The following is a 23,280-nucleotide window of genomic DNA, read 5'->3' on the forward strand; positions in this document are numbered from 1 at the left end:
TTTGCCGATAATCTTTATAAACTTCAAAAACGGGGCAGGGATCGATTAAGAAATGATTTTGATGCCCATTAGCATGTGCAGGCCCGGCATGAGGCTTGCCAAAAAAATTTTTTCCGAAGACGGGCTCGTTTTGTTGGGAGAGCATGTCGAGATTACGAAGCGGATGATCGTCCGGCTGGCGGAATGCGGCATCCAGTTCGTCTATATTCAAGATTCCCGGACGGCCGATATTACTTTGCCTGAGCTGATCAGCGACGAAACGGTGCGTGTCGCGCTGGGAGAGATCCGTTCCCATTTCCGCACGATGATGGATCAGCCGCCGCGTAAGAAGGGCGTGATGTATCCCTATGTCGGCAAACAGTTCAGGGATGTGTTAAACCGGGTGATCGACGATCTGGTTGCGGTCAAAGAAACCGTCATTATGATGATGAATATCGGATCGGTGGACCATTATTTGTATCAGCATTCCCTTAATGTGTGCGTCTACACGACACTGCTCGGAATCGCCTCCGGTTATTCCAGGGATGAACTGATGACGCTTGGACTCGGCGCCCTCCTTCATGATATCGGCAAGACGCAGGTGCCGGCCGGCGTTCTCAAGAAACCGGGCAAACTGACGGACAGCGAATTTGAAGAAATGAAAAAGCATACGGAATACGGCTTTAAGCTGTTGAAGGACGAGCCGGGCATTCCGCTGATTGCGGCCCACTGCGCCTACCAGCACCACGAGCGGCTGAACGGCAGCGGTTATCCCCGCGGCCTGCGCGGCAATGAAATTCATGAATATGCGAAATGGATCGGGCTTGTCGACTCCTATGACGCCATGACGACAAGCCGCATCTACCGCCGTCCGATGCTGCCGCATCAGGCGGTAGAATCGCTGTATGCCGGGACGGGCACGCTGTATGAACAAGAGATGGTACGGCTTTTTCGCGATAAAGTCGCGATTTATCCGCTCGGCATGACCGTCCGCATGAATACGGGAGAGTCCGGCGTCGTGGTCGGCATTACTCCGTTATGTCCTCACCGGCCGGTCGTACGGATCCTGGCCGATTCCGACGGCATACCGCTGAAAAGCCCGTATGAAGTTGATTTGTCCACCCAGTTGAACGCGATGATCGTCAGTACGAATGATGTCCAAACGGCGCCTCCGCTTCTTTCAATTATGTGACCGGTCCTTAAGCCTGATGCGGCCGGAATGACTGAAGAAGCCGGCAGGCTCTTTTTTTTACCCAGGAAGTTATCATGCAAACTCCTTTGTTGGATTTCATCGCAAGAAATTTTGTTTAACAATAATGAAAGCAGCGGCCGCTTGCCGCTTGTAAGGAAAAAAAGGATCTGTATTTGATTCCTTGCCCTGTGAACAGTAAAATAAATAGAAAGCAAAATCTTAACAAGTCAGGTGCTGTTTACATGAATACCGATTTAAGCATGGCGGCTTCGCTTGACGCATTGTCGCCGCAATACGATCCATGGGACCCGATCCGGTCGCTGTCCGCATACGGAAGGCATAAGCTGACAAGCGTCGAAATGAGCGTTACGAATTTATGCAATATGCGCTGCGAGCATTGCGCGGTCGGGGATTCGCTCGTATTCCGCGAACCGGCCAAAATACCGCTTGAGCTGATGCTGCGCCGTCTCGACGAGGTGGAGCATCTGGAGACGATCAGCATTACCGGCGGCGAGCCGTCTTATTCGGAACAGACCGTCCGCGAATATATTGTGCCGATTCTCCAGTATGCGCGCAGCCGCGGCATCCGCTCCCAGCTCAATTCCAATGTAACGCTCGATTACGGGCGCTACGCACTTATCGCACCTTATTTGGATGTGATGCATATTTCGTTCAATTATACGTCGGCCGATGACTTCCACCAGGTCGGCTTTGCCAAATCCGGACATGATATTCCGCGCGCCGCGGCTGTCCGCATGTATGAACGGATGATGGAGAATGCGCGCCGGCTGAGCGAGGAAGGCGTGCTCGTATCCGCCGAATCGATGATTAATTTCCGCACCCACCGCAAGATGAAGGAGATCCACCGGCTAATTGCGGAGATGGGCTGCGTCCGGCACGAGGTCCATCCGATGTATCCGAGCGCCTTTGCCCGCGATTTGCCCGTTATTTCGAAAGCGGAGATGATGGCGGCCGTTCACGATCTGCTGGATGCCCGCGAGAATTCGATCTGGATGCTGTTCGGAACGCTGCCGTTTTTCCGCTGCAGCGAGGATGAAACGGAGCGGGCCCTTATTGCCCGCCTGGCGGCCGAACCGAATGTGACGGTTCGCAACGATCCCGACGGCCGCAACCGGCTTAACGTCAACATGTTCACCGGCGAGGTGTTCGTAACCGACTTCTCGGAGGTGCCGGCATTCGGCAACATTCACTCCGAAAGGCTTGACGACGTATTCGGGCGCTGGCTGTCGCATCCGCTGTTTCGAAGCGTCGACTGTCATTGTGCGGCTGCAGCTTGCTGCGGACCGAATTTGCTCGTGAAGGATATGTACTACCGTGACGTTGATTTTAACAGCAGACAAGCGATCCTGTAACCGGCCCCTGCCGGGTGCGGATATTCCGGCGCGGATTGCTGCCGATCCTTCAGAAGCAGCCCTTGTCTGTTAGCCGCTTGTTGCAAAGGAGAGTCGATCGCAGTGACACAGGTTGTTTTTGAACCCGGAAGCATTATATTGAATTTAGTTATCGTCATGGTTTTGGTCTTGCTGAACGGCTTTTTTGTGGCGGCGGAGTTTGCGCTCGTCAAGGTCAGGCAAACGCGGCTGACGCAGCTTGTAAACGAAGGAAATGTGAAGGCCAAATACGCGCTGAGGGTGAACAATAAGCTTGACGCGTACTTGTCGGCTACACAGCTCGGGATAACGCTCGCTTCGCTCGGTTTGGGCTGGGTCGGCGAACCGGCGGTGTCCCATCTGATCGTGGAGCCTTTGATGTACGCTATCGGCTTCGAAGACGAAACGCTGATCAAGAGCATTTCCTTTGCGATCGGTTTTATCGCCATTACGTTTCTGCACATCGTGTTCGGGGAGCTGGCGCCCAAATCGCTGGCGATCCAGAAGTCCGAAGGTGTCTCGTTATGGCTCTCGGGTCCGCTCATGGTGTTTCATAAAATTTTTCTTCCGGCGATTGTCGTCTTGAACGGGACGGCGAACCGGCTACTGCGGATGGCGGGCATTGAGCCGGCCAGCGAAACGGAAGCGGCGCATACGCAGGAAGAGCTGCGGATTTTGATGAGCCAAAGCGCGAAGAGCGGTATTATCGATAAGGACGAAATGAAGCTGTTTGACAACATTTTCGAATTTTCCGACCGTCTGGCGCGCGAAGTGATGCTTCCCCGCACCGATATGGACTGCTTGTACTCCAGCCATTCGTTCGAGGAAAATATGAAGTTAGTTTACGAAACGAAGCATACGCGCTATCCGGTCGGAATCGAAGATAAGGACCAGATTATCGGGTTTGTACATATTACCGACTTGCTCACGGCTGATCCGGACGAGCCGCACGAGTTGGATCATTTTATCCGTCCGATCCTCAATGTGCCGGAATCGATGGAAATCAGCGTCGTTCTGAAGCTGATGCAGCGCAAGCATTCGCAGCTTGCCATCGTCGTCGATGAATACGGCGGAACGGCGGGAATGCTGACGACGGAGCTGATTCTGGAAGAGATCGTCGGTGAAATCCATGACGAATTTGACACCGAGCTGCCGGATATCGTCGTGAAAGGCGATGTAACGACGGTCGGCGGCCGCATGCTGATCGACGATGTAAACCATATGTTCGCGCTGGAAATCGAAGACGAGGATGTCGATACGATCGGCGGCTGGATGTTTTCGCGGCTTGAAGGCAATCCGGCCAAAGGCGATAAAATCGAGCATGAGGACTATATTTTCGAAGTGGCCGAGTGCCAGCGATTGCGCGTGCTGAGGGTAAATATCTACCGCAATCCCGACAAAGACGCCGCGCAGGAGGGTGAAACCGGAACGGACGAAACGGCGCTTTGGAGAGAAAACGAATAGCAGTATGTATCGGTAACCGAATAGAACAAGCAGCACTCCGCTTATGATGAAGGCGGGGTGCTTTTTTGTTTATTCATCGCGCTCCGGATTCATCGAATATGAGCGGCGAGCGGTGGTGACGGACGTCGGCACGCCGTATTCGCAAGAAGCTCGAGGCAGCCGCGGGTTAATCTACGGAAAAATCGTTTATTTAACCGGCGGATGTCCAATATTTTCGGATATTCGGAAGCGGAATTCCGGAACGACGAGTGCTGAAGGCTTTTTTCGCGCATCAACGAAAGATCTGGGAATCGGACTCAGCCGGAAGGCTTCGAGCAGCGCTGCAAAGGTCCGGACGTCCTCCGGGTTGTCTGCCGTCAGTTTCGCGAGATAAGTTATGTCTTCGCCTTTTTATTTTTATCGTCCCTGGTCCGGCAGATCGCTGCTGTACGTCGTAACCCCAATAATAATGTTTTCCTTTGGAAAATATTTCGGGAGGATTTCCCTGCTGCAGATTTCGTTTTGCAGGGAGACGACATAGGTATCGGGACCGAATCGGCCGAAATCGCTTAATGGCGTCTTCCGTGTGATGGATTTTGTGAATTTGCGCGACATTCTCCTTCCATGTGTCGTACAACGTGACGGCAAAGTCCGCCTCCGTAAGACGCGCCCCCAAAAAAGCCGCCCATTGCGCCCGCGCCTACAATGGCGACGGATACCGGTCCGTCCATTTTTCTCCCTCCCTATCCGCTGCTGCTTTGTCACTCAACAGATACACAACGGTTTTAATACATTTTTTCATTCGTGTCAACTATCTTTACATAAAAACGAATGGTATGTGTTATGGAAATCGATTAAACAATGAATCATACGGAAAGTTAACCTAATTACCATATGATTTAGTCGTTTAAAAAAACTGATAATTCAGATACAGTTAACGTAACCCAAGCAAAACGGCGGAAGGTAAATTTTGAAGGAAGGGGATGTTCTATGACATATGTATTACATATTATGTAACAGATAAAAAGAGCTCAGATAAATGCGCTGTAAGCACGCCGGAGAGCATCGAAGAAAAAGTGGCCAGGGCCATCGAACAATGCCCCAGCCTGACCGAAAATCAGCCTGCTGTGCACCTATGCCGGAATCGAGTAATGGATGGTAGTCGGATGGAACAGATAGACCAAAAAAGGATGGAGAGATTCTATGAGAAGAATGTGGATGCGCGTTTTATCCGTGAGCTTGTTGATTGTGCTGGCGGCTTGCGGGGGCAACACCGGTTCAGCTCCTACCGGAAATGAAGGAGAAAAAACTTCCGCACAAGAAACGGCATCGACAGGGAAAACGGCATCCGCGGAAGAAACGGCATCAAGCGAAAAACCGATCAAGCTCACCTACGCTTTTTTTGCACCGGCGAGCACTTTTCCGGCGAAGCAGATGGAGAAGTGGAAGGAAGAACTCGAGAAACGCACGAACGGAAAGGTAGACGTCGAGCTGTTTTTCGGAGGCACGCTGCTGACCGACAAAAACATGTACGACGGGGTCAAGAACGGAGTTGCGGATATCGGCTCCTCGGTTACCACCTATGAGCCGGGCAAGTTTCCCTTATTAACCATCGCCGAAGCACCCACGATTTTTCAAAATTCATTGGTTGCGAGCAAGGTCGTTTACGATCTGATCAAGGAATTTCCCCCCGATGCGTTCAAGAATGTCAAGCTCATCACCGCGTTTACTTCGGAGCCTTCCTTTATCCAAATGAAAGATCCGATAACCGGCTTGAAGGATTTAAAAGGAAAGCAGGTACGGGTTCCGGGCGCACTTGCGCCGGTATTAAAAGAGCTCGGCGCCTCTCCGGTCGGGATGTCGCAGAGCGAAACGCTTGAAGCGATACAAACCGGAGTGGTTGAGGGGTATGTATCCTCCCGCGAAGTACTGATGGATTTGAAATTCGCGGAAATGGTCAAATACCTGACGGATTATCCGCTGACCGTATCGATTCATGCGGCGGTCATGAACATGGATACCTGGAATTCGTTGCCGCCGGACGTACAGAAGGTTATCGACGAATTGGGACCCGAGATGGCAGCCTGGACCGGCAATTATTTGGATACTCATGTGAAAGAAGCGGTCGACTGGTCCATCAAGGAACAAGGTTTGCAAATCGTTTCGCTTACGCCGGAAGAAAAAGAAGCCTGGGATGCAAAAATGAAGCCGTTCCAGGATAAAACGGTAGCGGACCTGAAAGCGAAAGGACTTCCGGCTGAAGAATTCAAGCAACGTCTGGATGAACTAAAGGCCCTATATTCGAATTAACTAACCTACAAGCTTCGTTCGTTATCACGGTTTCTCCGAAGACGATAATCGTCCGCTTGCAGCCTGATTTGTTGGATTAAACGTTTATTCAACCAACACGAGCGGAGGAGGCGAAATGGAAATCGCAGTATTCGGCGGAGGACACTGTTCATACGCCGCCGCGGCGGATCTGAAAGCCAATCCCTGTTCCTGACGCTAGACGGCTTGATAAGCTAGAACAATACGCCGTCCAATTGCTGGGCGAATTGCATGATTATGATCAAAAGTACGACACCGAATTAGTGAAAACGATCTACAACTAGATTCGGCCTAAGAAGACAGGAGGTATTCGCTATGCAGCCACTGGAAGGCATGAAGGTGCTCGATTTGACGCGCGTGATGGCCGGTCCTTATTGCACGATGGTGCTCGGCGATTTGGGTGCGGAAGTCATCAAGGTTGAAAAGAGTTCCGACGGGGACGACACGCGGTCCACACCGCCCTTTATTAACGGGGAAAGCGCGAATTTTATGCAAATCAACCGCAATAAGAAAAGCATGACACTCAATATGAAGTCCGGGAAGGGAAAAGAAATCTTTTTCCGTTTGGCGAAGGAAGCGGATGTTATTGTCGAAAATTTCAAACCGGGTGTCATGCGCAAGCTGGGCCTTGATTATGAAGCGGTGAGCGCTCTCAATCCCGGCATTATTTACTGCTCAATCTCGGGCTACGGGCAAACGGGTCCTTACCGGGATAAAAGAGGCTTTGATATTGTCGCTCAAGGCATGAACGGCCTGATGAGCATGACCGGGGAGCCGAACGGACGTCCGGTAAAGCTCGGCATCGCGATCAATGATTTGACGGGAGGCGTGACGGCGCTTTATTCCATTCTCGCTGCATATATCCACAAACTAAAGACCGGCGAAGGGCAGTACATCGACGTGTCCATTATGGAGTCGGGGCTCGCATGGACGATTTGGGAAGCGGCGGCTTTCTTTGCCGACGGAACCGTGCCGAAGCCGAGCGGGTCCCGCCACAGAATTATGGCTCCCTATCAGGCATACCGGTCGAAAGACGGTTATGTGCTGGTCGGCGGAGGCAATCAGAGCACGTGGGAAAGGTTTTGCACGGATGTTGTCCATAAGCCGGAATGGATACAGGACGAAAGATTCGCGCGGCCCCGGGACCGTATCAAGAACGTGGATATTTTGGAGCAGTTAATTGAAGAAATTTTCGTGCATGAAACGAAAGCTTACTGGGTGGAAAAGCTGGAACAGGCCGGCGTGCCCGGCGGACCGATCAACACGTATGATCAGGCGATCAATGATCCGCATGTGCTGGAGCGGGATATGGTGATGGAAGTGGAGCACCCGGCCGCCGGGAAAACGAAAATGCTCGGCATTCCGGGCAAAATGTCCAAAACGCCGGGGAAAATCCGAAGAACCGCGCCGCTGCTAGGCGAGCACACCGAAGAGATACTTGGGCAATATTTGGGATTGTCCGAGGAGGATATCCGGATGTTGCGGCATGAGGAAGTGATCTAGGAATGGCTCATCTGGAGGAAGACCGCCGGATATACTTGGAGCGTGATGGAGAAATCGCCACAATCGTCATCAACCGGCCCGAAAAACGAAACGCCATTTCGCTTGACATGTGGCGCCGTCTTTACGATCTGCTGAAAGAAGTGGAGCAGGACGGGACGATTAGAGCGCTCGTTCTTCGAAGCGATGATGAAAAAGCCTTCTCGGCGGGAGCGGACATCGGCGAGTTCGATTCCGTCCGGGCGAGCGCCGAATCCGCCAAACGGTACAATACCACGGCTCATCAAGTGGAGGAGACGCTCGCTCAGCTGGGCATCCCGACCATCGCGATGATCCGGGGGTTCTGCATTGGGGCGGGATGCGAGCTGTCCCTTATGTGCGATTTTCGTTTTGCCGACACCTCGGCTGTTTTCGCCATTACCCCCGCCAGGCTGGGGATGGTCTACCAGCTATTTGGTATCCGACACCTGGTGAGGCATGTCGGACCGTCGGGCGCCAAAGACATGCTGTACTCCGCGAGAAAGGTTTCGGCCGAAGAGGCGTTCCGGATGGGGTTGATCGATCGCCTGTACGACCCCGGGCGGCTTGAAGCCGAAGTTTACGATTATGCTCGGATGCTGACCCGAAATTCGCTGCTCGCCATTAGCGGAACGAAGCGGATCATTCATGAGGTGTTAAACGGCATGACTGAAGAAAATGAAGAGGTCGCCGAGCTTGTGCTTTCATCGTACGAAAGTCCGGATTATCAATCGGGGGTCGCAGCTTTTCTGCGGAAGAAAAATACTTGATGGTGAATGGAAGGCTAGAGCTATGGAAGCTTCAAATACGACGCTGTTCGATCTGCTTGGATTTGAAATCTCTTATAATCAAGAAATGAAAACGTGCGGGATCGCATGTTCCGTCCATCCGCTTATGCTTAACCCGCTCCAGATCGTGCACGGGGGGATTCATGCCTATCTCGCGGACACCGCCTTCGGCTATTTGACAATGAAATATAAAGACGCTCCTTATGTTTCGCTCGAGATTAAAACCTCTTTTCTCAAAGCGGAGAATAAAGGCCGGCTGCTGGCGAACGCCCGCTTTGTGAAAGACGGGAATAAAGTGGTTTTCCTTGCCTGCGAGGTCGAAAACGAGCAGCACGAGCTGTTAAGCGTAACAACCGGGACGTTTCTGCGGCTTGGCAGCGGCTGAGAAAGGAACATGAAGAGCTTATTCGCGCTTGGCTGCGAATAAGCTCTTTCATTTTCAGAAACGTCAGAAAACCTTACATATAGTTGTTGACTTAAAGGACGCCAGCAAGAACCCGGAAGCCAAGGAGAGGCTGCAAAAGGTTTGGGACGAAACGCTGGCGTACTGGAAGGAGCATCAAGAGGAAGGAAAAAAGTCGACCTGAACGCTATTATCCAAGTCAAAACGGACGGCTCCGCAGCGGAAATACACAGGAAACAGGACCTACTCGAGTATGATCGACAAATTGTTCCTGCCTACGCCGCGAGATACGTTTAAGGCATTGGTCCAAGAAAATGAGGACCGGATATCAATGGGTTTTTCCTGATCTCCTCCGCGTTTGCCGTCCCGACTCGATTTTGCCTTTGGCGACGGAAGCAAGGGGAAGCTTTCTTTTTATCAGGTCAGCCAGAGCTTTCTGGTTGGCCTTTTTCATTAGGCGCTTTATGATGGCGGTAGCCGGGAGGACGTGGGTGCTTTTGGGGGAAGTCGTGCACTTGGCTGGCATGTACTACTGTGGAGAAGTGCAACCACATCGGATCTGGGAAGAGCAGCATGTGGAATTGCAGCATGTAACGCGGCAACATGAATTTATCACATCGCTTTAGGTAAAGGCCAAATTAAACGAACCGACATTGGTGGATCAAGTGTTTCCGGAGTATGAAGGAGTCTTCTAGCAATAATTTTTCCTTAATCGAAGAACGTTAGAGTTGATAAACATTAGCTAGTTTTTCTGCATCGAAATAAACCGGAAAGTTGGATAAGCCGTTGATCATAGGCATGAGAGTGGAAATGGGAAAACGACAAGGAGGGAACGCAAGTGAACGTTAATCCTGGCTTACGGCATTGGTATCCTTATATCGGCCCGTTCGACCCGTGTCCGCCGATGCGGGTCAAAACCTATATTGTGCCGCCGAACAAATTCATTACGTATCAGCCGATGAATCTGCCGCAGTTTCCGCTGCCGGAGGCGCTGAAGCTCGGAACGCTTTGGCCGGCACTGTACAGTCCGTATGAGTCCAAAAGCGGTAAAGGGAGGTGAATGCGGGTGAGCGAAAATGTGAATATCGTTTATTACGAGAAGCTTGAGGAACTTCAGCAGCTCGATTTCGCCCTTGTCGAGCTTAATTTGTACCTCGATACACATCCCGGCGACCTGCAGGCGCTGCAGCAGTTTAATCAGCTTGCTCAGAAGTACAAGGAATGCATGCAGCAGTTCGAAATGCAGTTCGGACCGCTGATGAACTTCGGTCACAGCTACTCCCGCTACCCGTGGCAATGGAACGACACGCCATGGCCGTGGCAGGTGTAGCGGATTCGGATGATCCGGTCGATCCGGTCGATCCGCCGATCCGGGAGGTTCAGAGCGGGTGACCGGAAAAATCACTTGATGGAGGTGCTGCTGACGATGTGGGTATATGAAAAAAAACTGCAATATCCGGTTCGGGTTAGCAAGTGTGATCCGAGAATGGCCCGTTATTTGCTGGAGCAGTACGGCGGAGCGGACGGTGAGCTTGCGGCGGCACTTCGTTACTTGAATCAGCGGTATTCGATTCCCGATCAAGTCATCGGCCTGTTGACCGATATCGGGACAGAGGAATTCGCCCATTTGGAAATGATTGCCACAATGGTGTATAAGCTGACCAAGGACGCCACGGTCGAGCAGCTCGAAGCGGCGGGACTCGGGCCGAACTACGCCCAGCGGGACCATGCATTGTTTTACGCCAATGCGTCCGGCGTACCGTGGACAGCCGCATACATTCAGGCGAAGGGTGATCCGATCGCCGACCTGTACGAAGATATTGCCGCCGAGGAGAAGGCAAGAGCCACCTACCAATGGCTGATTGATATGACCGACGACGTCGATTTGCAGGACGGGCTGAAGTTTTTGCGCGAACGGGAAGTCATCCACGCACTGCGCTTCCAGGAAGCGGTGGAGATCATTAAGGCCGACCGGGAGCAGAAGAAGGTGTATTAACCGGATCAAATCCATTTTTATCCAAAAATAGCCGTTTTCGAAACTTTTCGTATGCTGCTGTCGTCTACTCTTTCGTACAACTTAATGCGAGAGTAGAGGAGCGGTACAACATATGAGCATGAAAGCTTCGCAGACGGTTCCATCTCCGCGTGATCAAATGGCTGCCGCACGAAGGGCCGGCAAGCGCAGGCCGCGCCGCCGCAAACTCCGTTTTTTACGTCTATTGATGTGGATGATCTGCCTGTTGTTGATTATAGGAGCTTTAGGGACCGGCTGGCTGTTCTTGACGCCATCGGGAAATAACTACCGTTACTTGGCCGCCGATACGATCATTACGACGCAGCACCGCGTATGGGCCAAATATTTAATCGGCCAGGATGAGCTGAACCGCCGCGTCGCGGAGTATCAAAAGCAGTTCAACGATATGGGATCCGAGAAGGATACGCATCAGATCGCATCCGGCGCCGACGATTCGGGCGGTCCGCTCGTGCAGATCGAACCGATTTCCGGCGCCAGCTACAAAGGTTATGTCATGACGGTCAAAGATCCGACGAAAATTCGTCTGGGCGTTCCCGCCGTCGCCGGCAAAGGCGAGAAAGTGACCAGCATGGTCCGGCGTTACGGCGCGGTCGCCGGGGTCAATGCGGGCGGCTTCGCCGATCCGAACTGGAAGGGCAACGGCTTCCAGCCGATTGGCGTCGTCATTTCGCAGGGCAAAGTCTATTATGAGGACCTGGATAAAAAGGGCGAGACGCAAATCGTCGGCATCGATAAGCAGGGCAAAATGGTTGCGGGCCATTATTCGTTGAAGGAATTGATCGCCATGGGTGTGCAGGAAGGAGTCACCTTCCAGCCGCGCATCATTGTGAACGGCAAAGGGCTGGTGAAAAATCACGCCGACGGCTGGGGCATTGCGCCGCGTACCGCAATGGGGCAGCGCGCCGACGGAGCGATCATTTTCGTCGTGATCGACGGCCGCCAGCCCGGCTACAGCATCGGGGCCGACCTGTACGACGTTCAGAAAATTATGCTGGACCACGGCGCGGTCATTGCCGCCAATCTGGACGGCGGTTCATCGAGCGTTCTGGTTAATGAAGGCGGTATCGTCAATAAACCTTCGTCCAAACACGGCGAGCGGTATTTGCCGACGGCATGGCTCGTCTTCGACCATCCGGAGGAAGCGCAAATTCCGAATGTTTGGGAAGGTTTGACCGCGAAAGATATCGACCCGGCAAAATGGTAGGATAATAGCTGAACGTGCGAGAAGGACCATTCCGGATTGCGGAGTGGTCCTTTTTTTCGGTATGATGATGTCAAAACTGGAAGGGAGATTATTCATTTGTCCTCTGTTGAACTCATTTATCCCGAAGCAATTCTATTTGATATGGACGGAACCTTACTCCAGACCGAAACGCTGCTCATTCATGTTCATCCCCGTTTGTTCGCTGCATTAAGGGAAGAAGGGCTGTACACGGGTGAAACCCCGCCGGTCGACGAACTGATCGCATGCCTCGGCATGCTGCTGGAGGAAATTTGGAAGAAAGTGATGCCGGATGCTTCCGAAGCGGCCCGCCGCCGCGCGGACGAGCTGATGCTGCAGTACGAGCTGGAAGAGCTGGAGGCCGGCAACGGCTCCCTGTATCCGAAGGTGGCCGAAACGCTGCGGGAGCTGAAAGCCCGCGGCATTAAGCTGTTTGTGGCAAGCAACGGTCTTGAGCATTATGTGAAAGGAATCGTCAAAGTAAAAGGAATGGACGATCTGTTCGACGATCTGTACAGTGCGGGCGAGTACGAAACCGCAAGCAAGGTCGAGCTTGTGGCCCTGCTGATGGAGAAGCACGGCATTAAACAAGGATGGATGGTCGGTGACCGCTCCTCCGATGTCGAGGCGGGCAAAGGCAACGGCCTTGCTGTGATCGGCTGCGCTTACGCCGGTTTCGGCGGCAATGCCGAGCTGGCCGGCGCGGACGTATGCATCGAACACTTCGAGCAGCTGCTCGCGCTTCTGCCGAAACCGGAAGCTGCAAAAGAAGATCTCTCATCCGAAATCACCGGCTGAACCGGCATTGCGCCCGCTTCGCGGCGAAGCGGCTTTAGATTTTTACGGCCGGTCTGGAAAACTTGCGTACGGTGCCGCCTGTGATGAAATGCACCGCATTGCGGCCGCCGCGTTTCGAACTGTACAGCGCCCGATCGGCTTCGCTCAGTACGGATTCGAGCGCCATTATGTCCGTATGCGGCGCCGCTTCGGCAGCGCCGAAGCTGGCGGTTGGGGCAAGCGGGCCGAATGCGGTCGTTATCGGGCTTGTTTCAATATCGCGCCGGATCCGGTCGGCGATAAGTGCGGCCTGCTCCACGGTCGTATCCGGCAGACAAAGGACGAATTCTTCACCTCCGTACCGGCCGATCAAATCCCGGGTCCGCAAATTTTTTTTGCATATACTCACAATGTGCTTCAGCGCCTGATCGCCTGCGGCATGACCCAAGCGGTCGTTAATCGATTTGAAATGGTCAATGTCCAGCAGCAAAAACGACAGCGGGGCACGGGAGGAACGGGCCTGCTCCAGCAGCCTGCGGCTCTCGTGCATAAAGTGGGTCCGGTTGTAAATTTGCGTCAACCCGTCGTAGTTGGCCAAATAAAGGAGCCGCTCCTGCAGCCTTTTTTTCTCGGTGACGTCGATCAGGACGACGATTGTGCCGACGGCAGCGTTTTTCGGCTTCAGCGTGGAGAACCGAATCTCGTAATATAAATGCTCGTCCCCGTTTATCCATTCGGCTTCGACCTCATCGGGAAGCGACTTGTCCGCACCTGCGGTGGCTGCTCCGAAAAACCCGGGCTGCAGCTTCCAAACGTTCCCGATCGGCTTGCCGATCACCGAAGCGTCGAGCGTGGGCAGCATCCGAACGGCAGCCGCGTTATAATCGACGACTCTGTCCGCGTTATCCAGTACAAGAACCCCGTCCCTCATACTCTCGAATATATACTCCCGGGCGACAGGAGACACCGTAAGCATGTTCGCCGATAAAATCGCCCAAATATAGAGCGCGGAAGTCACGCTTAGCAGTACCGGGACGGGATCCATCCCGTAAGGAGACAGTCCCATCAAATACAAAAAAGACCCGACAATCGGAATTAAATGTCCGGCTAGCCAAATGACGATTTGTTTGCGGAAGGCCGGAAGCGTCCGGTTCCACTTCCATACAAGCAGACAGACAGAGGCAAATAAACACCCGAACGTGTAGCTGCCGTGCACGATATACCATTCCCCGCGCACAATGTCCACCAGCGGCGAAGGTCCGTCCTGGCGCAAATAGATCGAGCGGTAAAACAGATGATGCAAAGGATTGGTCGTCACCATGATCAACGTTGCGGAGGGTATGAGAAACAGTCCCCACATTTTTTTTCGCGTCAAAAATTTATCAAGCCCGACATAATAAAGCGTCATGATCAGGCTGCAGGGAGCTGCGAAAGGCATGCCGACATATTCGATGTTGATCCAGAACTGAATCTCTTTGAGCGATGAGCTCGCCAGCTCCATGGCAAATCCGAAGGCATAAACAGCCGAAGTGAACGATGTCCAGACAAACGCCCGCATTCCGGAGAAGGACGTCGTGCGGAAATAAGCGTAGACGCCAAGCAGAACGTTGAACACGCCGGCAATTGCGACAATGACGACATAATTGGAAATGATGTTATTCATTCTCTTCTTATTCCGTACGCACGCAGGAGGAGACTGAAGATTTGTGCGAAATTCACGAGCTGCGGCCCTTTCTTGTCATCGTATCTTGAACTTTGGTTCAGACAATTGATTGTAACCCGTAATGGAAGGATAGGGAATAGGAAACTTTAGAAGGCGGGGGCCGCGCCGTTATGGAACGAAAAAGAAAACCTCCGGCGCCCGAAGTCGGGCGTCCGAAGGTCAAGCCGGTTGGACAGGGGCTATATGCTCGAACGGCCATAACGGCTTCCGCTCGTCTTCCGTATTTTTTCGGCCGTTCGCGAACCGGCAGCACGGCCCCGGGCGGAGTGCCGTCTGCCGCCGTTCGTCCGGCTGCTCCGCTTCTTGCGTTCATACAGCCACATGGCGTATTCCAATGGCCGCGCGATCGCCCGCTGATACGTTTCGGTGTCGCCTGTTTTGGCGAATACTTCGCGCGCGGGCTTAGGGTTGACTTCGAGCAGCCAAATGCTGCCTTTGCGGTCGATCGCAATATCGAGCGCAAGCTCGCACAGGCGGCCGTACTGCCGCTCCAAATAAGCCGCCACCTCGATGCCGAATTTCTCGGTCTCCAGGCGAATGGATTCCGCTTTCACATCATCGCCGATCCATTTCCCGAGCAGCTCTTTCATCGTCACCGCTTTGCCGCCGCCGTGCAGATTGGACGTTACGCTGCGGGCGGCTCCGATCCGTCCGGCACCGCCGGTTGCCGCCCATTCGCCGCGGCTGTTCTTCTGGACGAGCAGCCGGTAATCGTGAACTCTGCCACTGGACAGCTTCAGCTGAATGCCCTGCTGCACCACATAGCGCCGGCCGTTCAGATCCCAGGAAGCCAGCCGCTCAAAGAGCGTTGATGCATCGGCTTTCTGGGGAGGAATAATACGCCGCGCCTGGTCGCGGCCCTGGATAAGGTAGCCGCCGTTTTTCTGTTTCTCGATCCGCAAAATGCCGCGCCCGCCGGTGCCGTTAATCGGCTTCACATAAACGAGCGGATATTTGCGGAGCATATCGGCAAGGTCCTGCGGCTTCTCGTAAATGTCGGTTTCGGGCAGCCGTTCGCGAAAGCGCGCATCTTCCTTGAGCGTCAGGTATACCGTCCATTTGTTGCGCAGCGGCCGGTTCAGAAACGTCAGGTGCCCGTAACGGGCCCGGAACTTCTTCAGCTGCTCGAACCGGTGGCTGCGCTGGATTCGGCAGCGGTCGTAAATGAGATTGGGAAACGGTCTCCATTTGCGGCTCCAAGTCTCTTTGTCGGGATCGTACATATGGGCGTGAATGCGGTTCGACGAATAGTTGACGTCCTGAGGAGTGAAGACGAACACTTCCAGTCCCATCTTCCTTCCGGCAACCGTCATCCGCCGATAGATCGTTTTTTCTTCCAATAGGCCGTCGTCATTGAGGTATAAAGTTAGAATGCCAAGTACGGGCTGCGTCAATTTCGCCACTCCTTAAGGTTTTGCCGGAGGCAAAACCGCTTCGTAAGCCAGAGCTGCAGGTTTTGCCGGAGGCAAAACCACTTCGTAAGCCAGGGTCATCGGTATTGCCGGAGGCCGGTCTGTTCCGCAAACCGGAGCTTGCCGGCCGTTGCGATAGCGGCGAGAGCTGTGAGGGCGTCTTCCGATCGCCGGCCGCGACGCCGCTTCCTGCCGGAGAGGGGGGGCCGGACTTAAACAGCAGCGTCGGCTTCCCCGTTGGCCCCTCGGTTAAGGCGACAGCGGTCATGCCGGCCCGGAAACACATCTTCAGGCTTGCCGTGTTGTCCGCGGCAACTTTGCACTGCAGCCGGCCCCAATTCCGCTGCAGGCGCTCAAGCAGCAGACTGCCGAGTCCGCGGCCGCGAACCTTCGGATGAACGGCCACGATGCAGGCCGTCTCGCCGGCGTCGCGGGCGAATGCGGCACCGGCCAGTCTGCCGCCTACAAATGCCGCCGCGATCGCAGCCGCAGGCGCCGGCTCCCCCGGAACGGGCGTCAATTCGGCCAAGCGGGCAGAAGCCAGCATCTCCATGCCGGCTTCGGTCAGGCGCCCTTCGCTCCAGCGCTCCAGCTCCCCGAGCAGCTGCGTCCGCAGCACCATCCACTCGCTCCCGGACAATAGCTTAACCGTCAAACGGCTGCGGCTTTGCTCTTGCAGGCTCTTGTTGTTGTCCATGCTTCTCGCGCCTCCAGCTCCTGCCTTAACTCTTGTCGGTTATTCTTGCTTTTTGCGGATCAGATAAGAACCGTATTGAAAAATGCGTTCCAACGATTTGCGGCGGATATGGGGCTCGTCAAATTTCATCGGCTTGGCGTTCGCTTCGAAAAACCATAAATTTCCTTCGTGGTCGATGCCAAGATCCATCGACATTTCTCCAAGCAGGTATCCGGATCCGCGCTCAATCTGTCTGGCCAGAACGATGGCGGTCGTCCGTGCGCGCCGCAGCATTGCGCCTGCTTTATCCGGACCAAAAAAATGGTTAATCAGCTTCTCCGGCTCTTCAATGGTCCCTCCGCGCGGAACATGGGTCGTAATGCTCAAGCTGCCCGCGACGCGCGCCCCGATCCCCGTCAGATCCCAATGACCGCTGCCGTTCTTCTGCAGCAGCGCGCGCAGGTCGAACTGGCGCTCGTGGTAAGAGGCAAGCTGAATGCCCTGCTGCGCAATATACGCTTCGCCGTTGCTTTCCTGCTGGATGCGCGACCACAGCTTGCCGAGCGAAGAACAATTGAAGGTGCTGCTTTTGCGGCTCTCCTGAATTTTCAACCGGTAGGGAAGCGGCTTATCCGGCTGCAGGCGCAGCGTCATAATCCCTTTGCCGGCCTTGCCGCTCACCGGCTTGAGATACAAGTAAGGATGCTTGCGGATCATCCTGTCGAGTCCGCCTTGTGAAATCAGTCTGCGGGTCGAAGGAACGTAAGGTTTGGTCACCTTCGATTGCTTGAGCCACTCGAACAGCTGCCATTTGTTAAAAAAAGACGGATTAAACAGTCCTTTGATGCGCGGATGCTCCATGCAGGCGGCGAGCTTGCGCTGCACGTCCGGCTGCAGTTCGTCCTCCCGCTGCGGAATCCGGTTATAGATGAGATCGGGAAAAGGAAACAGCTTCTTTTCCCATACGTTCGACTTATCCTTCGGGAGGTAGCCATACAACATTTTACGCGTCAGCTTTAAATTTTTGACCGTTAAAACGTAAACGATATAGCCCATATCCTGTCCGGTGTGGATCAAATCGGAAAAATTGCCGCGGTTGCCGCGAAACTGCAGCGCCGCGTCATCCATCGTAAGGATGGCAAGCACCGGACGTTTGGCGGTCAGTTCCGGGGTCGGAGATGCTGTAGTGAGATTAATCTCCATCAGCTGCCCCTCCCCTGAAACGGCTCAAATAAAGGCAGTGCTCCAGTATATATTCCAGCGATGCGCGCCCCTCGGCCTTAAGCGACGGATGCTTGAAGATGGACCGTCCAGGCTTGGCGTTCGCCTCAAACATCCAAACTTCGCCGTCCTTATCGATGCCGATGTCGAGGCCAAGCTCGCCGAGCCGGTGCGGATAATTGCGCTCGATCGATTCCGACAGCCGGATGGCGACCTTCTTCGCTTTTTCCAGCACATCGGAAGCCTGGTTGCCGAATGCGCGGCTGAGCGCGCTTTCCGGCGTCATGAGCGACCCTCCGTTCTTAATATGGGTCGTAACGCTGCCGCGTCCCGCTTTTTTGGCGCCGATTCCTGCCGGAACCCACTCGTTCTTGCCGTTTTTGTGCATATGAAAGCGGAAATCGATCGGGCAGCCGTCGATTTCGACGAGGCGGATGCCCTGCTGGACCACATACCCGTTCAGCGAGCTGCCGTGGCGGGAGTGCAGCATCCGCATCAGGCTCTGGAAGCTGTTAAAGCGCAGCAGCACATTTTTGCCGTTGTTACGGTAGCGGGCGAAATAGCCTTTATTCGGCTGGTAGGTCAGACGGTAGATCCCGATGCCGAGGCTGCCGCCGGTCGGCTTGAAATAAAGAAAATGGTGCCTCTCGAGCAGCTCCTTGATCTTCTCGTTCGAAGGAGCGGAGATCGATTCGGGAAGATGGCGCAGCGCCTCGGTATCTTTGTCGAGCATCCGGTAAACGTCGGACTTGTTGAAGAAGCTCCAGTTGAAGAACGGAATTTTTTTGCGGACGAATCGCTCCCGGAGCGTTGAAATATATTCGGTCGTCTCGGCTTTGCGGCTCGGGAGACGGTTATAGACGACGTCCGGCAGCGGGACGATTTTGCGGTACCATCCGCCTTCGGCGTTCAGAAAATGGCCGTTTACCGTCTCCTGCTGCCAATTGATGTCGCGGGGCGTAAAGGCGAAGAAATACGCTTTTTTCTCCCCCAAGCGAATCAGTTCCTTAATAAACCCGGTGCGCGGTCCAAAAGGAACGGAGGCGGAGCGGAGGATTCCGGGGGAATCGGTCAGGACGCCGACGAGCGGACCGAGCTGAACCTCGTCGTCAGACGAGTTCAGGACGTACACATTGCCCGTTTTGGGCACCCGGATCGATTGTCTGACGCCGGCCGACAAATATATATGGTTGCCCTGCCGTTTGATCGGACGAACCGATGCTTGGATGGACTCCTTGCCCAGCTTGATTCTCATTCTTTTCTTCCCGGATAGCTTCAACGAATGATAGAGCTGCCCCGACAAATAAATGACGTTGTCGGCGGCTTGGGAGAAGTGCACGTTGCAAAGTTTTAAACTCATGGATGAACCTCCTGAACGTTCTCCGTGTGGTGGTTTCGTGTAGAGTTGCCGTCTGTTTTCCGATTCGGTTGCGGCACAGGCGGTGCGGCGGCAGCCGATGAACCGCGGCTGGACAGCAGCCGCGCGTAAAGCAGCGGCTGACGCACCGCTTTGATGGAGATTGGGCTGCCCGGATGTTCCAGAAAGCATGCGCGGCCGGGTTTGGAGTTGGCTTCAAGCAGCCACAGCCGGCCGTCCGGCTCGATGCCGAAATCAAATCCGAGCTCGGCAAGCCGCCCGCAGCGGGACTCAAGCGTCTGCGCTGCAAGGAGAGAGGCACTGCGGATCCGCTTAAGCAGCGATTCCGCCAGCTGGCCGCCGAACATCATGGACAGCGATTCAGCCGCTTCGGCCGGCTCGCCGCCGCCGTGCAGATTCGATGTGACGCTGCCGGGAAGTCCTTTGCGAACCGAGCAGCCGGTAAGCGACCAGCGGCCTTTGCCGTTCTTTTGAACGAGTGCCCGGACATCGAACGGGCGGCCTTCCGGATCATATAAGTTTAGAGCGGGCTGGAGCAAATAAGCGGTGCGCCCTGCAAACCGCGCCGCGCGCCGGACGCATTCGTCCTCGCCGGCAATTACGGTGCTGAAGGTCCGGTTGCTGCCGGTGCGGCCTGCCGCCAGCCAGCTTCCTTTCTCCGGCGCAGGGGTAATACGAAGCACGCCCTTGCCCTGCATGCCGGCGTCAGGCTTGATGAAGAGCGAACCTCCGAACCGTCGAAGCGCGGCGCGAAGCGATTGCACTCCTTCGCAGCGCAAAGTATCGGGAAGCAGAGGGGCAAGCTGCTCGCAGCCTGCAAGCAGCTCTTGCACATGAAGCTTGCCGGGCAGCGGTCGGCTTAAGCGCGAAAACGGTTTGCACCGGTGCATCTGGGCCAGCATCGCCGCGCCGGCGGCCTGCTCCTCGGCGCTGCCGTAATGGCTGCGGTCGTACACGACATCGGGCAGCGGAACTTGCTCCTGCAGCCAGCTTCCGCCCCGCCCGGGCCGGTATCCAAGCAGGCGCCGTTCGTGGGGATCCCACAAGTTTGGAGAAAAGACGTAGACGGTCATGCCAAGCGCCGCCCCGCTGCTGCAAAGCGCGAGCAGAAACGGCGCTTCGGGAAGACGGAGCGGGCGTGCGGAAGCAATGGAAGCGACAAGGACGCCAAGAACGGTGTTGCTAGGGCGCATACGTTTCACCTCTCAAAGCCCGACAAGTAACGGGCATATTGAATCATATTGCGGACGGAAGGACGGACCTTGTTTTCCGTAAGCGGCGTATTATCGTTTTTGGATGGCTTTGAATTCACTTCGAGCAGCCATACTTTTCCATTTTTGTCGAGCGCCAAATCGATTCCAAGCTCCCCAAAATGCGCGGGAATATGGGCTTCAATCCCTTTGGCAATTTCCAGCGCCGCCTTTTGCAGCCGGATGAAGGCATCTCCCCGTCCGGATGGCGGCAGGCTGCACTTGGCCAGCGCATCCTTTACTTTGCTGAGCGTGCCACCCCGCGCCAGATTGGATACGAAATGGTTGCTGCCCGCCGTTCGGGCCACGATCGACGTAATGCCCCATTTGCCGGTTGCGTTCTTCTGCACGAGCGCGCGGAAATCAACCGGCCGCTTCTGGATTTCAATCAGCTGCAGTCCCTGCTGGAGCTGATAGCGGACCGATTTGACTTTGCCGGAGAGCGATGCGAACAGCTTGGTCAGATTGGGATAGACCTGCCGGCGCGAACCGGCGGCAGTGGAATACGTCGCTTGAAATTGCTGCCCATCCAGCCGGTTGATCCGGATAATTCCTTTTCCCAGGCTGCCGCGCACCGGCTTCAGAAAGACGACCGGATAGCGGGCGCACATCGTTTTGAGCGTTGCAAAGCCGAGCAGCAGATGAGATTCGGGCAAATATTTGCTTAAACTGGGATCGCGCCCGAGCGCATCGAACACATCATGCTTATCCAGAAACTTCTCGTTGAACATATACGTCTGATGGCGGGACTTCGCCATGCTGATAAATTGCCTCACCGACGGCAGATTTTCCAGCTTGCGCGAGGTGAGCCGGTTGTTGACGACATCGGGCAGCGGCATCGTGACGCGCGTCCAGCCGTTGTGGTACACCCAACCGTCAACGCTGTCCGCGTCTGTGCCAATTCCCCCAGGAGTGAAAAAGTAAACATAGGCTCCCTGCGCCGCGCACGCCTCCACAAGCTCTTTGCAAAAGAGCGTGATGGAGCCGAAGGGACGATCGGGCTGCTGCGGATAATCGCGGCTGACGAGCACGCCGATAAGCGGACCAAGAGCGAGCGTCGCCATTGCGGCGCGGTACTGCAGCCGAAGCGCCGCGCCTTCCGCTATTCCCATCAGCCGCGCCAGACGCTGGTTGATCCGCAGCCCGTCGTAACGGGGTACGGGGACGACTTTGACATGCTGGCGAAAAGCGCCGAATTTCAATACAACCGACTGGCCCTGCGGAATTTTCCACCGCTTCAGGTACGTTTCGCCCAGCATGATCGCGTCATCGGCTAGCACGCCGGAGCCGACCACCTGAACGGCGATTTTCGTTTTGAGCATCGGTAATCTCCTTCCGTGCCGGAGGATGTCGGAACGGGCCTTGTGAAAGAGGTCGGTACCTTAGCGGAGCCGCCGCGCGGGATAATCCCCTGCAGGAGCATCGCCTGCTTAGGTAACCGGGCTCTACGAACAATTTCCTTGAAATGATTACTCCATCATATGAGGACATCTATCCCTTGGTGATTAGTGGATAGGCGTACTTTTCAACAATGGGCGGGCAAATGGGCGGGCGGTTGGCGAGCCGAGACGGCCCGTGGTATGATCAAGAGAGAAGAAAGGAGTGGAGGCCGAGTGAATGTATACGATAAGACGTACGAGCTCGCCAAAGCGCTCAAGGAGAGCCCGGAGGCGCACGATTTGAAAGAAGCCAGACGCCAAGCCGAAGCGGACGCGGATGCGAAGCGGATGCTAGACGACTTCCGGGAACGGCAAAACGGTTTTCAGCAAAAAATGATGTCGGGCGAAGAGCCGACCCCCGAAGAAATAGATAACCTGAACAAATTGTACGAGGTGCTAAGCCTCAATCCTGTTATCAGCCACTACTTTGAAGCGGAACGCCGGTTCGCCGTCGTGTTCGAGGATGTGAACCGCATTATTTCCGATTCGCTCAAAACGGTTTTGGAATAGTCGGCTGTGCATATTGACCGGGATCGGCGCATAGGATGAATGGCGGACAAGCAAAGTGCATGAGAGCGCTGCGCAAAGGAGATGAAGCCGTATGCAATCCGGAAAATGGCGCCATTTGCTGTACCTGATCGGTGCGCTGTCGATGCTCGTTTATGCAGCTCCGAAGCTGGAGTTTGGGCTGCCGTGGACGGCAGCTGCCGTGTTTGGTACGGCGTGGACCGCCCTGGCGGTGATCGTCATAGCGGCGAATGTATGGGCGCTGCTGGATCTGAACGAGCGGACGAAGAAGCGGCTGGCGCGGGTGAAACGGGCGAAAGCGCTGCAATGGCAGCGCGCGATGGACCGCGCGACGCTGCCTCGCCGGGCGAAGAACTGACGGCTGGAGGCGCATGTAGCGCGCCGGCGGGCGCCTGCTCGCTGGAGGCGAGGCCTTGCCGGAGCTGGACGCCTAGCTGGAACCTGACGTCTGGCTGGAACCGGGCGCTTTCGTTCAGGAAGCCGGACGCAGGCGCCCTGGAGCTTGATCGTTCGAGGAGCCGCCGCTGAACCGGCGCGACTTACCAATGGCGGTTGGCTTTCCGCTTCCGTCCCCAAG

General features: G+C 54.9%; 22 protein-coding genes. 14 read left to right on the top strand and 8 right to left on the bottom strand.

All coding sequences use genetic code 11. The features are described from left to right. The first annotated feature begins 52 nt into the window (after positions 1-52). The 3 genes from VN24_RS17150 (at position 53) to VN24_RS17160 (ending at position 4,026) form a co-directional block, all read left to right on the top strand. Complete coding sequence (locus VN24_RS17150; protein WP_045671393.1) at positions 53-1,171, top strand: HD-GYP domain-containing protein; 1,119 nt, start codon at positions 53-55, stop codon at positions 1,169-1,171. A gap of 242 nt (positions 1,172-1,413) precedes the next feature. Further along, a complete protein-coding gene (yfkAB, locus tag VN24_RS17155; protein ID WP_045671394.1) occupies positions 1,414-2,544 on the top strand; it encodes a radical SAM/CxCxxxxC motif protein YfkAB in 1,131 nt (376 codons plus the stop codon). A gap of 156 nt (positions 2,545-2,700) precedes the next feature. Then, positions 2,701-4,026: a hemolysin family protein gene (locus VN24_RS17160; RefSeq protein ID WP_045673411.1), complete on the top strand. Its 1,326-nt coding sequence runs from the start codon at positions 2,701-2,703 to the stop codon at positions 4,024-4,026. A 396-nt stretch (positions 4,027-4,422) separates the two neighbouring features. Here VN24_RS17160 and VN24_RS17170 read toward each other — a convergent pair whose 3' ends face one another. Continuing rightward, positions 4,423-4,620, bottom strand: coding sequence for a ketopantoate reductase family protein (locus VN24_RS17170; protein WP_045671396.1), 198 nt, complete (start codon positions 4,618-4,620; stop codon positions 4,423-4,425). A gap of 588 nt (positions 4,621-5,208) precedes the next feature. On the opposite strand from VN24_RS17170, the gene VN24_RS17175 reads away from it, so the two are divergent. The 9 genes from VN24_RS17175 to VN24_RS17215 all read left to right on the top strand — a co-directional run bounded on the left by VN24_RS17175 (position 5,209) and on the right by VN24_RS17215 (position 13,097). Next, the gene (locus VN24_RS17175) at positions 5,209-6,315 is read left to right on the top strand and encodes a TRAP transporter substrate-binding protein (protein ID WP_045671397.1); all 1,107 of its coding nucleotides are present in this window, start codon (positions 5,209-5,211) and stop codon (positions 6,313-6,315) included. Between the two features lie 333 nt (positions 6,316-6,648). Continuing rightward, a complete protein-coding gene (locus VN24_RS17180; protein WP_045671398.1) occupies positions 6,649-7,836 on the top strand; it encodes a CaiB/BaiF CoA transferase family protein in 1,188 nt (395 codons plus the stop codon). Positions 7,837-7,838: 2 nt separating this feature from the next. After that, positions 7,839-8,621, top strand: a complete 783-nt coding sequence (locus VN24_RS17185; RefSeq protein WP_045671399.1) for an enoyl-CoA hydratase/isomerase family protein — start codon at positions 7,839-7,841, stop codon at positions 8,619-8,621. A gap of 22 nt (positions 8,622-8,643) precedes the next feature. Next, positions 8,644-9,024: a PaaI family thioesterase gene (locus tag VN24_RS17190; protein WP_045671400.1), complete on the top strand. Its 381-nt coding sequence runs from the start codon at positions 8,644-8,646 to the stop codon at positions 9,022-9,024. A gap of 922 nt (positions 9,025-9,946) precedes the next feature. Further along, positions 9,947-10,102, top strand: a complete 156-nt coding sequence (locus tag VN24_RS17195) for a spore coat associated protein CotJA (RefSeq protein ID WP_082084236.1) — start codon at positions 9,947-9,949, stop codon at positions 10,100-10,102. Beyond that, positions 10,103-10,372: a spore coat protein CotJB gene (locus VN24_RS17200; RefSeq protein ID WP_045671402.1), complete on the top strand. Its 270-nt coding sequence runs from the start codon at positions 10,103-10,105 to the stop codon at positions 10,370-10,372. A gap of 96 nt (positions 10,373-10,468) precedes the next feature. Next, positions 10,469-11,038, top strand: a complete 570-nt coding sequence (locus VN24_RS17205) for a manganese catalase family protein (RefSeq protein ID WP_045673412.1) — start codon at positions 10,469-10,471, stop codon at positions 11,036-11,038. Between the two features lie 112 nt (positions 11,039-11,150). After that, entirely contained in the window at positions 11,151-12,281 is a 1,131-nt protein-coding gene (locus VN24_RS17210; RefSeq protein WP_045671403.1) for a phosphodiester glycosidase family protein, read from the top strand. 96 nt (positions 12,282-12,377) lie between these two features. Next, complete coding sequence (locus VN24_RS17215) at positions 12,378-13,097, top strand: HAD family hydrolase (RefSeq protein WP_082083832.1); 720 nt, start codon at positions 12,378-12,380, stop codon at positions 13,095-13,097. 34 nt (positions 13,098-13,131) lie between these two features. Here the strand turns inward: VN24_RS17215 and VN24_RS17220 are convergent, their stop codons facing one another. From VN24_RS17220 to VN24_RS17250, 7 genes are all read right to left on the bottom strand, one after another. Further along, positions 13,132-14,739 carry a histidine kinase N-terminal 7TM domain-containing diguanylate cyclase gene (locus VN24_RS17220; protein ID WP_045671404.1) on the bottom strand — a complete coding sequence of 536 codons (1,608 nt, stop codon included), beginning with the start codon at positions 14,737-14,739 and terminating at the stop codon, positions 13,132-13,134. 239 nt (positions 14,740-14,978) lie between these two features. Beyond that, entirely contained in the window at positions 14,979-16,193 is a 1,215-nt protein-coding gene (locus VN24_RS17225) for a YheC/YheD family endospore coat-associated protein (protein WP_082083833.1), read from the bottom strand. Then, positions 16,150-16,908 (bottom strand): GNAT family N-acetyltransferase, encoded by a 759-nt coding sequence (locus VN24_RS26460; protein ID WP_052703015.1) that lies wholly within the window; start codon positions 16,906-16,908, stop codon positions 16,150-16,152. The genes VN24_RS17225 and VN24_RS26460 overlap by 44 nt, the downstream gene beginning before the upstream one ends. Before the next feature lie 39 nt (positions 16,909-16,947). Then, positions 16,948-18,090, bottom strand: a complete 1,143-nt coding sequence (locus VN24_RS17235; RefSeq protein ID WP_045671405.1) for a YheC/YheD family endospore coat-associated protein — start codon at positions 18,088-18,090, stop codon at positions 16,948-16,950. Continuing rightward, positions 18,080-19,468, bottom strand: a complete 1,389-nt coding sequence (locus VN24_RS17240) for a YheC/YheD family endospore coat-associated protein (protein ID WP_045671406.1) — start codon at positions 19,466-19,468, stop codon at positions 18,080-18,082. The genes VN24_RS17235 and VN24_RS17240 overlap by 11 nt, the downstream gene beginning before the upstream one ends. Continuing rightward, positions 19,465-20,679, bottom strand: coding sequence for a YheC/YheD family endospore coat-associated protein (locus VN24_RS17245; protein ID WP_052703016.1), 1,215 nt, complete (start codon positions 20,677-20,679; stop codon positions 19,465-19,467). Before VN24_RS17245 ends, VN24_RS17240 begins: the two co-directional genes overlap by 4 nt. 5 nt (positions 20,680-20,684) lie before the next feature. Next, positions 20,685-22,058 (bottom strand): YheC/YheD family endospore coat-associated protein, encoded by a 1,374-nt coding sequence (locus VN24_RS17250; protein ID WP_045671407.1) that lies wholly within the window; start codon positions 22,056-22,058, stop codon positions 20,685-20,687. A gap of 291 nt (positions 22,059-22,349) precedes the next feature. On the opposite strand from VN24_RS17250, the gene VN24_RS17255 reads away from it, so the two are divergent. Together VN24_RS17255 and VN24_RS17260 are read left to right on the top strand one after the other, a co-directional pair. Further along, complete coding sequence (locus tag VN24_RS17255; RefSeq protein ID WP_045671408.1) at positions 22,350-22,685, top strand: YlbF/YmcA family competence regulator; 336 nt, start codon at positions 22,350-22,352, stop codon at positions 22,683-22,685. Positions 22,686-22,776: 91 nt separating this feature from the next. Further along, positions 22,777-23,061: a hypothetical protein gene (locus VN24_RS17260; protein ID WP_045671409.1), complete on the top strand. Its 285-nt coding sequence runs from the start codon at positions 22,777-22,779 to the stop codon at positions 23,059-23,061. Positions 23,062-23,280 lie beyond the last annotated feature (219 nt).

It is taken from the genome of Paenibacillus beijingensis, assembly GCF_000961095.1.
Classification (GTDB): domain Bacteria; phylum Bacillota; class Bacilli; order Paenibacillales; family Paenibacillaceae; genus Paenibacillus_O; species Paenibacillus_O beijingensis.

Excerpts from the sequence above, each read along its gene's own strand:
- VN24_RS17235 (WP_045671405.1), bottom strand. The coding sequence starts at position 18,090 with ATGGAGATTAATCTCACTACAGCATCTCCGACCCCGGAACTGACCGCC.
- VN24_RS17175 (WP_045671397.1), top strand. The coding sequence starts at position 5,209 with ATGAGAAGAATGTGGATGCGCGTTTTATCCGTGAGCTTGTTGATTGTG.
- VN24_RS17245 (WP_052703016.1), bottom strand. The coding sequence starts at position 20,679 with ATGCGCCCTAGCAACACCGTTCTTGGCGTCCTTGTCGCTTCCATTGCT.
- VN24_RS17180 (WP_045671398.1), top strand. The coding sequence starts at position 6,649 with ATGCAGCCACTGGAAGGCATGAAGGTGCTCGATTTGACGCGCGTGATG.
- VN24_RS17260 (WP_045671409.1), top strand. The coding sequence starts at position 22,777 with ATGCAATCCGGAAAATGGCGCCATTTGCTGTACCTGATCGGTGCGCTG.
- VN24_RS26460 (WP_052703015.1), bottom strand. The coding sequence starts at position 16,908 with ATGGACAACAACAAGAGCCTGCAAGAGCAAAGCCGCAGCCGTTTGACG.
- VN24_RS17160 (WP_045673411.1), top strand. The coding sequence starts at position 2,701 with ATGGTTTTGGTCTTGCTGAACGGCTTTTTTGTGGCGGCGGAGTTTGCG.
- VN24_RS17150 (WP_045671393.1), top strand. The coding sequence starts at position 53 with ATGATTTTGATGCCCATTAGCATGTGCAGGCCCGGCATGAGGCTTGCC.
- yfkAB (WP_045671394.1), top strand. The coding sequence starts at position 1,414 with ATGAATACCGATTTAAGCATGGCGGCTTCGCTTGACGCATTGTCGCCG.
- VN24_RS17210 (WP_045671403.1), top strand. The coding sequence starts at position 11,151 with ATGAGCATGAAAGCTTCGCAGACGGTTCCATCTCCGCGTGATCAAATG.
- VN24_RS17205 (WP_045673412.1), top strand. The coding sequence starts at position 10,469 with ATGTGGGTATATGAAAAAAAACTGCAATATCCGGTTCGGGTTAGCAAG.
- VN24_RS17170 (WP_045671396.1), bottom strand. The coding sequence starts at position 4,620 with ATGTCGCGCAAATTCACAAAATCCATCACACGGAAGACGCCATTAAGC.
- VN24_RS17190 (WP_045671400.1), top strand. The coding sequence starts at position 8,644 with ATGGAAGCTTCAAATACGACGCTGTTCGATCTGCTTGGATTTGAAATC.
- VN24_RS17200 (WP_045671402.1), top strand. The coding sequence starts at position 10,103 with ATGCGGGTGAGCGAAAATGTGAATATCGTTTATTACGAGAAGCTTGAG.
- VN24_RS17240 (WP_045671406.1), bottom strand. The coding sequence starts at position 19,468 with ATGAGTTTAAAACTTTGCAACGTGCACTTCTCCCAAGCCGCCGACAAC.
- VN24_RS17250 (WP_045671407.1), bottom strand. The coding sequence starts at position 22,058 with ATGCTCAAAACGAAAATCGCCGTTCAGGTGGTCGGCTCCGGCGTGCTA.
- VN24_RS17185 (WP_045671399.1), top strand. The coding sequence starts at position 7,839 with ATGGCTCATCTGGAGGAAGACCGCCGGATATACTTGGAGCGTGATGGA.
- VN24_RS17220 (WP_045671404.1), bottom strand. The coding sequence starts at position 14,739 with ATGAATAACATCATTTCCAATTATGTCGTCATTGTCGCAATTGCCGGC.
- VN24_RS17195 (WP_082084236.1), top strand. The coding sequence starts at position 9,947 with ATGCGGGTCAAAACCTATATTGTGCCGCCGAACAAATTCATTACGTAT.